Source organism: Salibacterium aidingense DSM 18341 (genome assembly GCF_000429685.1).
GTDB lineage: Bacteria > Bacillota > Bacilli > Bacillales > Marinococcaceae > Salibacterium > Salibacterium aidingense.
Genome location: NZ_AUCI01000024.1, coordinates 39,214 through 50,504, shown reverse-complemented (window position 1 = coordinate 50,504; position 11,291 = coordinate 39,214). Strand labels below are relative to the sequence as shown.

Genomic DNA, 11,291 nt, shown 5'->3' with positions numbered 1-11,291 from the left:
ATCTATCCTGACAGGTGGGAAAAAACCTGCGTCCGTTCCGTTTTATAACGGACAAATCATAAAAAAGGGTGTCTACTTTCTTGACATAGATCCAATATGTCCGTCTCTTCCTTCAAAACCCCATAATATCGGTCCTTAACGGAATAAATGTCCGCCCATCTTTCCATACGCTGCGGAAACACCGGAGATGCCCGGCCCATAATGGGGCTATACTCTTTGTTTCAGGCTTTCCCCAATCAGGTTTAACCGTTCTTCCCATTCGTCCTGGGTCAGGGAGTGTTCAATAATATAACGGTTTTCCGGATCAATGCGGCATTCAGGGGAGCAGCCGCGCAGGTATTTGTGCTCGTTTTCTTCCGAACAGAGAATTTGGTCGTTGCATTCCGGGGCGGCGCAGTTAACGTAACGTTCGCACGGCTGGCCGTCAAAGTGATCGCGGCCGACGATAACATGCTCTTCCTGGTTGATTGGAACGCTGATCCTTTCATCGAAAACGTAGCACTGGCCGTCCCACAGCTTCCCTTGCACTTCTTCATCTTTGCCATAGGAGACAATACCGCCGTGAAGTTGATTGACATTGTCGAAGCCTTTGTTTTTCAGCCAGCCGGAAAATTTCTCACAGCGGATGCCGCCGGTGCAGTACGTGAGGATCTGCTTGCCTTCCAGTTCCTCCTTATGGTCTTCAATCCATTCCGGAAGTTCGCGGAACGCATTGATGTCCGGACGGATGGCGCCGCGGAAATGACCGAGGTCGTATTCATAGTCATTGCGGGCATCGATAATAACAGTGTTTTCTTCTTGCATTTTTTTGTAAAACTCTTTCGGGCTTAAATAATTGCCGGTAAGTTCGTTTGGATTAATGTCTTCTTCGAGGCGGAAGGAGACGATTTCATCCCGATGCCGTACGTGCATTTTCTTAAAGGCGTGACCGTCCGCCTTATCGATTTTGAATTCAATGCCGGAAAAACGAGGGTCTTTCCGAAGGTCTTCCATATATTGATTCGTCTGTTCCACCGTACCGGATACAGTGCCGTTCAATCCTTCATGCGCCACGAGAATCCGTCCGCGCAGGCCGAGCTCTTTACAGTAGTCAAGATGCTCGATCGAAAACGCCTCCGGATCGTCGATGTAGACATACTTGTAATAAAGCAGTACCTGGTAATTATTTTCCATTTCCATCACCTATCTGTGTTATATTTGCAAGATACACACGCGTATAGGCTTATACGGGTTTCTTACAATATTCCATTGTAAAGAGAAGTACCCTCCTATTGCAACTGATATAACAAAAAATCAGAAATTAACTCTTTTGGAGTGTTATTTAATATTGTATACTTATCATACAAATTTTTATAAGGGAAGGTTCCTTGCAGATGAAGATTGATCGGAAAAAAGTGTCCATCCAGATTTTTGACTACATAAAGGAGATGATGAAGTCAGAGAACATGCAGCCGGGGGACAGGCTTCCGACAGAAAGCAGGCTCACGGAAATGTTTGGCGTGAGCAGGACCCCGGTTAGGGAAGCGCTTAGCATTTTAGAAGCAAGCGGCTTGATTGTTTCAAAACAGGGCGGCGGAAGTGTGGTGCAGTCCATTCCGGCAGGTAGCTTATTGGAAGAGACACCGTTTGAGTTTATCGATCCCGCAGAAATCGTTCATGTGTTTGAAACACGCTTGATCGTGGAATCCGGGGCCGCCCGTCTTGCGGCAGAGAGGAGATCCATGGAGGACCTGCAGAACATTGAGCGTGCGCTCGGGTCTGTAAGTGCCTCGCAGCGCCAGGACCAAATTGGGCACGATGAAGATATTGCTTTTCACCGGGAAATTGCAAAAGCTTCTCATAACAGTGTATTAATCCAGACGATGGAGAATATTTCAACGCTGCACCGCAAAGCTATCAAGTTTCTGCTTATGAATTATATGATGGATGCGGGGAAACGGCCGCAGCTGTTGGAAGAGCACGACAGAATTTTTGATGCGATTAAAAATCAGGAGCCGTCCGCTGCTGAAAATGCCATGAATGAACATCTCACGAATGCGAAAGAACACTTTACGATGAAAAGAGGAGATATCAATGAGCGGTTGGATAACGAAGCTCAAGGAGAACATTCCTGAAAAGCAGATATTAACAGATACAGCAGACCGTTTCAGCTACAGTTTTGACGCTTCCTTCGGAGAATATCTGCCGGAAGCCGTGGTGCAGGTAAAAAATAAAGAAGAAACGGTACATGTCTTGAAAACCGCGAACCAATACATGGTGCCGGTTACACCGAGAGGACAGTCCACCAGTTTAAGCGGCGGGCCCCTTCCGGTGAAAGGCGGAATTGTACTGGATATGTCGCAGTGGCCGGAAACCATCGATGTGTTTGCGGATGACCTCATTGCAATTGTGTCGCCAAGTGTGCTGACAGCTGATATTAATAAAACAGTTGAACCGCACGGCTTGATGTATCCGCCGGACCCAAGCAGCGCTCATGTATGCACGATCGGCGGCAATCTTGCCGAAAATTCCGGCGGACCGCGCGGCCTCAAATACGGCGTGACGAAGGATTACGTAATCGGCCTTGAAGTGGTGACCCCGGAAGGAGAGATCATGAAAACCGGCGGGCGAACCATTAAAAATGTCACCGGCTTTGACCTGACAAAACTGATTATCGGCTCGGAAGGAACACTAGGGGTGATTACAGAAGCTACGGTAAAACTTGTACCAAAACCACCGGCTGTACAGACCCTGATGGCTGTGTTTGATGACGTGGAGCTGGCAGGCGAAGCCACTTCGAAAACGCTTACATCCGGAATTCTGCCGTCGAAAATGGAATTTGTCGATCAGGAATGCATTAAAGCGGTTGAAAACTATAATCCGATCGGACTCCCGGTGGAAGCTGCCGCGATCTTAATTATTGAGCTGGACGGCCATCCGGAAGCGATTCAAATGGAAACAGAACAGGTCCAGAAAATTATGGAGGAACTTGAAGCGTCAGCAACACAAATTCCAGAGACCGAAGAAGAAGCGGCGAAAATATGGCAGGCCAGAAAGCTTGTATCTCCGGCCATCGCAACGATTAAGCCAACCAAAGTGTCAGAGGATGCCACCGTACCGCGGAGCAAGATCGGCCCGATGATGGGCCGTTTGCAGGCGATTAAGGAAAAGTACAATGTAGATATTGTCGTATTCGGCCACGCCGGAGACGGTAACCTTCATCCCGATGTCATGTGTGATAAAAGGGACACGGAAGAAATGGAACGGGTCGAAAACGCGGTGGCGGAAATTTTCGAAGCGGCCATTGATCTTGGCGGCACTTTATCCGGGGAACATGGCATTGGCACGATGAAGTCCGCTTTTATGGAACAGGAGCTTGGACCGGTCGGCGTGGACATGATGAAACGGATTAAAGCAGCCTGGGACCCGAGCAATATTTTGAATCCGGGTAAAATCTTCCCTGAAAAAGGACAGACAAAGTTGGTGTTACGTGATGAGTGAGGTAAAATCGTTAAAAGAATCGCTGGAATACGGAAAAACATTTGACTGTGTGCAGTGCGGCTACTGTCTGCCCGCCTGTCCCACCTATGAAACAATGGAAAAAGAAACACATTCCCCGCGCGGCCGTATTAATATGATAAAGATGGTCGCCGAAGGAAAGGCATCGCTTGAAGATTTGGAAGAACCAATTGAAAAATGCCTCGGCTGCATGGCCTGTACCACCGTCTGTCCTACCGATGTGCAGTATGGGGACTTACTAGAAGCCGCGAAAGAGACGCTGGAGAATAACCGGACAAAATCGAAGCGGCAGCAGAAAACAGAGGACTTTCTGTTTGGCTCTTTTTTTCCTTCTTCTTCCTGGATGACCCGCCTTGGCAATGCCACTTGGCTGTATCAGGTATCTGGGCTGCAGAAAGCGGCAAATACCCTTCGGATGACCTCGATGGCACCGCTGCACCTTGGAGAATTTGAAAAGGTAATTCCCGCGCAGCCGTCACCGAAAGAACGAAAACAGCGGAACCGGCGGGTGAAACCGGACGGAACCTCAACCGCAAAGGTAGCATTTTTCACCGGCTGTGTCATGGACAGTGTGTTTTTCCGTACGAATCAGAATACAGTGGAGCTGCTCCGCCTGTCCGGAGCAGAAGTTATTCTTCCGGAAAAGCAGACATGCTGCGGCGCACTGCATGCCCATTCCGGCAAGGTTGAGATGGCAAGGGAGCAGGCGATGGAAAATATTAAGGCGTTTGAAGAAGAAGACGTCGATTACATCGTAAATAATGCCGGCGGCTGCGGCGCGCGCCTGATCGAGTATGATCATATGTTTGAAGAAGGCACGGACTGGCACAAACGAGCGTTGGCTTTTAAAGAAAAAGTGAAAGATATCTCGGAAGTGCTGGTCGAACTTGATAATCTTGAATTTTCAAAGGAAGTATCAAAGGAAATCACCTATCAGCCGTCCTGCCATATGTCGAATGTGCAGCGGGTGAAGGAGCCGCCGCGGTTGTTAATGGAAAACATACCGGGGCTTACATTGAAAGAAATGAACAACCCGGACTTTTGCTGCGGGTCGGCTGGTATTTATAATATCGTAAACTATGAAGATTCGATGGACATTTTAGATGTGAAAATGGCAGACGTGAAACGGGCCGAACCAGAAGCCATTGTGACCACGAATCCGGGCTGTCTGCTGCAGATGAAATTGGGCGTGGAGCGGGAAGGAAAAGGTGGTGATATGCAGGCGGTCCACCTGGTTGACCTGCTCATGGAAGCGGAGCCGCGTCCCAGATCTTAAAGAACGCGGGAGGCAATTTCTTCACCGATTTGGAGAGAAGCGGTAGCGGCGGGAGATGGCGCATTGCATACATGCAGGCTGCGGCGGCCCTGGATGATATGAAAGTCATCCATCAGGCTCCCGTCTGCTTTTAACGCCTGTGCCCGCACACCAGCTGGTGCGGTTTCCACATCGTCTGCGCTGATGGCCGGCAGCAGCTTCTGCATGCTTTCTACGAATTTCTTTTTACGGAGGGAACGAATTATTTCATTCGCTCCTTCTTTTTTGTACTGAGCCGCCAGTTTCCAGAATCCCCTGTAGGTCATCACTTCGAAAAAATCCCGGGCATGCATATCACGTTTGCGGTACCCCTCTCGCCTGAAGCCCAGCACCGCATTAGGGCCGGCCTCCACTTCCCCGTCCATCATTCGTGTGAAATGAACCCCGAGGAACGGGAAATCAGGATTTGGAACGGGATAAATCAGGTTCTTTACAAGGTGGCGACTCTGTTCTTTCAGCTTGTAATACTCTCCCCGGAACGGAACGATTTTCACATCAGTGAGGTAGCCTGCCATCCGGGCGATACGGTCACTGTGCAGCCCCGCACAGTTAATAAGCGTGCCGGCTTCATATGTCTCTCGGTTTGTTTCCACTATGACGTTCTCATTCGTTTCGGTAACAGCGGTTACCTCTGTTCCCCGTTTCATTACGGCGCCCCCTGTTTCGAGAAGGCCGGCCAGGGTTTGGCTCACCTGCTTGAAATCAACAATCCCGGTGGAAGGAACGTAAAGGGCGGCAGCTCCGGCGGCATATGGTTCTTTTTCCTTTAACTGCGCAGTGGAAAGCTTTTCAACTGCTAGCCCGTTTTGAATGCCGCGCTGATAGAGGTTTTCAAGAGGCGTTATTTCTTTGTCGTCTGCCGCCACGATCACTTTACCGCAGGCGTCATAGGCAATGCTATGCTCTTCACAAAAGGTTTTCATCGACTGATTGCCTGCCCGGGCAAACGATGCTTTGTAGCTCCCCGGTCTGTAATAGATGCCGGAATGGATCACCCCGCTGTTATGGCCGGTTTGATGGGCTGCCCAATCTAATTCTTTTTCCAGAACTAGAATCGAAGCATTGGGTTTTTTCTGCTGAATCGAATACCCGGCCGCAAGCCCGACAATCCCGCCGCCAATGATCACAAAATCGTACATTTTCATCTCTCCCCGTCATTGTTATAGGCAACTGTATGGCTTCATTATCATTATGTCAACAAAAAGGAGGCACTTCCCTCGAGTCGTGATAACTTAAAAAAATATCAAATTTATTCCGGAACCAGGCCATGATGTGAATATTTGTAAAATTATTTTAAATGATGACTTTACAGCTGTTGAAGGTTAATCGTATAGGACAGCCTTTCCTTGTTCACGTAACGTTTTTATAGAGGGTAAGCATATGATTTATTTCTTCCTCGGAATGTCTTTCCCATGTACTTAATTCAGCTATTATTTTCAAAGGCGATTTAGACCTATAAGAGCGTGTTGGGTTTCCTGGGAATTTTTTGTCCGTTACGTTCGGATCATTTTCAAGCTCACCTAATATTTGTATCTAACAGTATAGAACAGGAACTATAGAAAGAGTAGTCTATAAATAATTTATCATTAGGAAAATGAAAGTAGAAAGTTTTAATGTATTATCAAGAAAAAACATAAACGTCCGTCAAAAGTATTGACGGCGCTTTCAATTGTGTAGTAGGTTAAAGGTAAGTTAATAGATGTGACGGAGATATTGAGATCCACACCGGCTTTTAGGTTGTTATCGTGCCTAAAAGGCATTGGTGTGGATTTTTTCGAAAGAGAGGAGCGGTCTGTATGGAAAAGTATATTATGGCTCTTGACCAGGGGACGACCAGTTCACGGGCGATTTTATTTGATTCTAATGGGAAAATTGTGAAGACGGCTCAAAAAGAGTTCACACAGCATTTTCCACACCCGGGCTGGGTCGAGCATGATGCGTCGGAAATATGGGGGAGTATCCTTGCGGTTATCGCAACAGCCCTGACAGAAACAGATATTAAGCCGGAGCAGATCGCCGGCATCGGTATTACGAATCAGCGCGAAACGACGGTAATCTGGGATAAGTCAACCGGGAAGCCGATTTACAACGCGGTGGTGTGGCAGTCCAGACAGACAGAAGACATCTGCCGGGAACTGCGGGAACAGAATCTGAACGAAACGTTCCGGAACAAAACAGGACTGCTGCTGGATCCGTATTTTTCCGGAACCAAAGTAAAATGGATGCTCGACCGTGTTGAAGGAGCCCGCGATAAAGCAGAACGGGGAGAGCTTTTATTTGGAACGATAGATACCTGGCTGATCTGGAAGTTATCCGGCGGCAAAGCTCATGTCACGGATTATTCCAACGCTTCTCGCACGTTAATGTATAATATCCATGACTTAAAATGGGATGATGAACTGCTCGAGATTCTTGATGTCCCGGCATCGATGCTTCCAGAGGTGCGCCCCTCCTCCGAAGTGTACGCGCACACGGTAGATTACCACTTTTTTGGAGAAAATGTGCCTATTGCAGGTACCGCCGGAGACCAACAGTCAGCTTTGTTCGGGCAGGCCTGCTTTGACAAAGGAATGGCGAAAAATACGTATGGCACCGGCTGTTTTATGCTTATGAATACCGGACAGGAAGCAATTCAATCGAAACACGGCCTGTTGACGACGCTGGCGTGGGGATTAGACGGAAAGGTGGATTACGCGCTGGAAGGCAGTATTTTCGTTGCCGGTTCTGCAATTCAGTGGCTTCGGGACGGCCTGAGGATGCTGAAGGACGCCGCAGCTTCAGAAGAGTATGCCAGAAGAGTGGATTCGACAGATGGCGCCTATGTCGTCCCCGCTTTTGTGGGCCTTGGCACGCCCTACTGGGATTCAGATGTCCGGGGAGCGGTGTTTGGTCTTACCCGGGGTACCGAGAAGGAGCACTTCGTCCGCGCAACCTTGGAGTCCCTCGCCTACCAGACAAAAGATGTACTGGATGCCATGGCCGCCGATTCCAATATTGAGGTGAGTACGCTGCGGGTGGACGGCGGTGCGGTGAAAAATGACTTTCTTATGCAGTTTCAGAGCGATATCCTGAATGTACCGGTAGAACGTCCGGAGGTGAACGAAACGACAGCCTTGGGGGCAGCTTACCTTGCGGGACTGGCGGTGGGGTATTGGAACAGCCGCGATGACATTGCTGACCAGTGGAAAGTAGATGTTACCTTTGAACCCGAAATGGATGACAGCCGTCGGGAAAACCTATATAATGGATGGAGAAAAGCTGTCGAAGCAGCGATGGTTTTTAAATAAGGACAAAAGTTAATAGGATGGTTGGAGATCATGAGAAACCAGAAAACCCTTTTTTAAAATAGAAAAAAGGGATTTTCTGGTTTTTTTTAATAGGGAAAACAATTCTACAGGATTTTCCTTATTGTATCCCCTTGTTTTTTCATTATTTGGGCTTATACATCTCTCGGCAAGGGATGGATTCTTCTTGTGGCAGAGAATTTATTCATCACAGAATGTCATTTATTTATTACGAAAACAGATTTACTTATTTTAATGAAGGAGGTCTCAGCGATGTTTTCCAGTAAACAACGAAAGACAGTAAAACAGCAGCTGGAGAATGAGGAATTTGATGTGTTAGTCATAGGAGGCGGGATCACTGGTTCCGGGATTGCTCTCGATGCGGCAACGAGGGGGATGAATACGGCGCTTGTTGAGATGCAGGACTTTGCTGCAGGAACGTCCAGCCGCTCGACCAAGCTGGTGCACGGAGGGCTGCGCTACCTGAAGCAGTTTGAAGTGAAAATGGTGGCGGAAGTTGGAAAAGAACGAGAGATTGTATATCAAAATGCCCCGCACGTAACCACCCCGGAATGGATGATGCTTCCCTTCCACAAAGGCGGTAATTTCGGGCCGGTATCCACCTCCCTCGGCCTGCGTGTCTATGATTTTCTCGCCGGCGTCAGACGAAGTGAACGCCGGCAGATGTTCAATCGGGAGGAAACCCTTCGGAAAGCTCCCCTGATTAAAAAAGAAGGCCTTCGCGGCAGCGGCTACTATGTCGAATATAAGACAGATGACGCAAGGTTAACGATTGAAACCGCCAAAGAAGCCGCCCAAAACGGAGCCGCTCTTCTCAACTATACAAAAGTCATTGATTTTGTGTATGACGGACAAAAGGCGGTTGGCGTGATAGCAGAGGATCAATTGAACGGGGGAACGTATAGGATAAGGGCCCGTAAAATTATTAATGCGGCCGGCCCCTGGGTGGATCAACTACGCGAAAAAGACAACGCCAAAAAAGATAAGCACCTTAGACTCACAAAAGGAATTCATCTTGTCTTTGATAACAGTATATTTCCGCTGACCCAGGCTGTTTACTTCGACACTCCCGACGGCCGGATGGTTTTTGCGATTCCCCGGGAAGGCAAAACCTATGTCGGAACAACCGATACGGTGTATGAAGGAAATATTGCCAACCCTAAAATGACAGAGGAAGACCGAGATTATCTGCTGGATGCTATCCACTATATGTTTCCTGATGTGAATGTGGCGGCAGAAGACGTCGAATCGAGCTGGGCCGGGCTGCGGCCGCTGATTGCAGAAGAAGGAAAAGATCCATCGGAAATTTCCCGGAAAGATGAGGTGTGGGAGCACCAATCCGGCATTTTTTCCATTGCAGGCGGGAAACTTACCGGGTATCGGAAAATGGCGGAAAATGTGGTCGATAAAGTGGCTGAACGATTTCAGAAAGAGTATGAGCTTATTTTTCAGCGCTGCCAGACCAAGCATTGGACACTTTCCGGCGGGGATGTCGGCGATGCCCGTGCGTTCCAGGCGTTTGTAAAAGAAAAAACTAAGCTGGGAGAGGAAGCGGGCCTTTCCCCGGAAGAAGCATCCAAGCTGGCGGACACCTATGGTTCCAACGTGGACCGGCTCTATGAAATCATTCAGCAGGAGTCGACGGAAGAAAGAAAACCATATGGGCTGCCCCCGTTTGTTTACGCACAGGTAAAATACGCACTGGAGGAAGAAATGACAGAAACCCTGCTTGACTTTTTTACAAGGCGTACCGGCGCTCTTTATTTTGATATACACTGGGTTCATGAATGGAAAGAGGCGGTACAGGCCTTTATGGCTGCGGAACTGGAATGGAGCAGCGAACAAACCGAGCGCTTCCGGCAGGAGCTGGAACAGCAGCTGCATGATGCCGTGGTTCCAATAAGAGCATCAGTTGAGGGAGACGCCTAAATTTCTTCTTGAGAAACAGTGAGAACACTACCTACCTGGTTCAGGCTTCATAGTGTTTCCTGCCGGGCGGACGGCCGTACGCCCGCCGGATTTTCCACCTCCCATATTTTTCCTTACGGGCATAGACGCTGTTTATGCTCGTTTTTTATGAACCCATGAAGGATTTCGTCCGTATTGTTTGAAATATACTTCTGTGAGGTATAGCCTTATGAAAAATAAGGGAGGGTATACGTATGAAAGCTTTAGCGGTAAATAGCCCCGGTTCACTAGATAACCTGCAGATGATAGATATTGAAACACCCGGTCCCGGTCCGGAAGAAGTACGGGTAAAAGTGCATACGACAGGGCTGAACCCGGTTGATTTTAAATTAATTGAAGGCGGCGGTCTCCCCGAATGGAAGTATCCGCATATTTCTGGACTGGATGTCGCTGGTGAAATTGATAAAACAGGAAGTAATGTTACAAAATGGAACCCAGGGGATAGGGTATATTTCCATGCAAGCCTTGCCCATCAAGGGGGTTTTGCGGAATATATCCTCGCCTCCGAAGAAGTGTTAGCTCCGATTCCTTCAGGATGGAGCTTTGCGGAAGCTTCGACCCTGCCCACTCCGGCCTTTACTGCCTATCAGGCCTTCCATCGAAAAATACAAATGAGTAAGAATCAAACTATTTTGATACAGGCAGGAGCGGGGGCTGTCGGAGGGTTTGCCATTCAGCTCGCTTCTCTTTCAGGATTAACAATTATCACCACCTGTTCTCCGGAAAATAAGGAGTATGTCCAAAAATTAGGCGCGCATAAAATGATTGATTACCACAACGAAAATGTGGTGGAAGAGGTGCATAAATACACAAAGGGCCGCGGAGTCGACATCGTTATGGATATGGTGGGACCGGAAACGGCAACAGAAGCCTTTGACTATTTAGTATACAATGGACATTTAATATGTGTGACAGGACTCCCTGATTTTGACGCGTATGATCCCAAAACCCTGGCACCGAGTATTCACGAAATAGCGTTAGGTTTTGTTTACCGCTCGGATGATCACGAGCAGATTGCTGATCTTGGGAGGATTGCTGAGGAAGTGGGAGAACTGGCAGCAGGACGGCACCTTCAACCCATGCTCGAAGAAGAAGTCCATCTGGAAGGTGTGCCAGACGCTTTAAAACAAATAAGAGAAAAGCACAGCCGCGGCAACATTGTCGCTCATGTGGTAAACTCATAACCCGCGGCAAATACTCAGGAA

At 48.3% G+C, this 11,291-nt stretch carries 8 protein-coding genes and 1 pseudogene; 6 read left to right on the top strand and 3 right to left on the bottom strand.

The window, feature by feature from the left end; genetic code table 11:
- Window positions 1-207 precede the first annotated feature (207 nt).
- Complete coding sequence (gene trhO, locus G475_RS0118255) at window positions 208-1,173, bottom strand: oxygen-dependent tRNA uridine(34) hydroxylase TrhO (protein WP_084414185.1); 966 nt, start codon at window positions 1,171-1,173, stop codon at window positions 208-210.
- 200 nt (window positions 1,174-1,373) lie between these two features.
- Here trhO and G475_RS0118250 point away from each other — a divergent pair, with 200 nt between their 5' ends.
- Genes G475_RS0118250 through G475_RS0118240 form a run of 3 tightly spaced genes read left to right on the top strand, consistent with a single transcriptional unit; the run spans window position 1,374 to window position 4,774 of the window.
- Window positions 1,374-2,114: a FadR/GntR family transcriptional regulator gene (locus tag G475_RS0118250; protein WP_035711809.1), complete on the top strand. Its 741-nt coding sequence runs from the start codon at window positions 1,374-1,376 to the stop codon at window positions 2,112-2,114.
- Window positions 2,074-3,480, top strand: coding sequence for an FAD-binding oxidoreductase (locus tag G475_RS0118245; protein ID WP_026702508.1), 1,407 nt, complete (start codon window positions 2,074-2,076; stop codon window positions 3,478-3,480). Before G475_RS0118250 ends, G475_RS0118245 begins: the two co-directional genes overlap by 41 nt.
- Window positions 3,473-4,774: a (Fe-S)-binding protein gene (locus G475_RS0118240; protein WP_026702507.1), complete on the top strand. Its 1,302-nt coding sequence runs from the start codon at window positions 3,473-3,475 to the stop codon at window positions 4,772-4,774. The genes G475_RS0118245 and G475_RS0118240 overlap by 8 nt, the downstream gene beginning before the upstream one ends.
- Here the strand turns inward: G475_RS0118240 and lhgO are convergent.
- Window positions 4,771-5,952 carry an L-2-hydroxyglutarate oxidase gene (gene lhgO / locus G475_RS0118235; RefSeq protein ID WP_026702506.1) on the bottom strand — a complete coding sequence of 394 codons (1,182 nt, stop codon included), beginning with the start codon at window positions 5,950-5,952 and terminating at the stop codon, window positions 4,771-4,773. The genes G475_RS0118240 and lhgO overlap by 4 nt on opposite strands.
- Window positions 5,953-6,135: 183 nt before the next feature.
- A pseudogene (locus G475_RS26910) lies at window positions 6,136-6,346 on the bottom strand (NAD(+)--rifampin ADP-ribosyltransferase); the annotation flags it as partial.
- Between the two features lie 263 nt (window positions 6,347-6,609).
- Here G475_RS26910 and glpK point away from each other — a divergent pair.
- From glpK to G475_RS0118220, 3 genes are all read left to right on the top strand, one after another.
- Complete coding sequence (gene glpK / locus G475_RS0118230; RefSeq protein WP_026702505.1) at window positions 6,610-8,100, top strand: glycerol kinase GlpK; 1,491 nt, start codon at window positions 6,610-6,612, stop codon at window positions 8,098-8,100.
- Between the two features lie 270 nt (window positions 8,101-8,370).
- A complete protein-coding gene (locus tag G475_RS0118225) occupies window positions 8,371-10,047 on the top strand; it encodes a glycerol-3-phosphate dehydrogenase/oxidase (RefSeq protein WP_026702504.1) in 1,677 nt (558 codons plus the stop codon).
- Window positions 10,048-10,280: 233 nt separating this feature from the next.
- The gene (locus G475_RS0118220) at window positions 10,281-11,270 is read left to right on the top strand and encodes a zinc-binding dehydrogenase (RefSeq protein WP_026702503.1); all 990 of its coding nucleotides are present in this window, start codon (window positions 10,281-10,283) and stop codon (window positions 11,268-11,270) included.
- The last annotated feature ends 21 nt before the right edge of the window (window positions 11,271-11,291 follow it).

Excerpts from the sequence above, each read along its gene's own strand:
- glpK (WP_026702505.1), top strand. The coding sequence starts at position 6,610 with ATGGAAAAGTATATTATGGCTCTTGACCAGGGGACGACCAGTTCACGG.
- trhO (WP_084414185.1), bottom strand. The coding sequence starts at position 1,173 with ATGGAAAATAATTACCAGGTACTGCTTTATTACAAGTATGTCTACATC.
- G475_RS0118245 (WP_026702508.1), top strand. The coding sequence starts at position 2,074 with ATGAGCGGTTGGATAACGAAGCTCAAGGAGAACATTCCTGAAAAGCAG.
- G475_RS0118220 (WP_026702503.1), top strand. The coding sequence starts at position 10,281 with ATGAAAGCTTTAGCGGTAAATAGCCCCGGTTCACTAGATAACCTGCAG.
- G475_RS0118225 (WP_026702504.1), top strand. The coding sequence starts at position 8,371 with ATGTTTTCCAGTAAACAACGAAAGACAGTAAAACAGCAGCTGGAGAAT.
- G475_RS0118240 (WP_026702507.1), top strand. The coding sequence starts at position 3,473 with ATGAGTGAGGTAAAATCGTTAAAAGAATCGCTGGAATACGGAAAAACA.
- G475_RS0118250 (WP_035711809.1), top strand. The coding sequence starts at position 1,374 with ATGAAGATTGATCGGAAAAAAGTGTCCATCCAGATTTTTGACTACATA.
- lhgO (WP_026702506.1), bottom strand. The coding sequence starts at position 5,952 with ATGTACGATTTTGTGATCATTGGCGGCGGGATTGTCGGGCTTGCGGCC.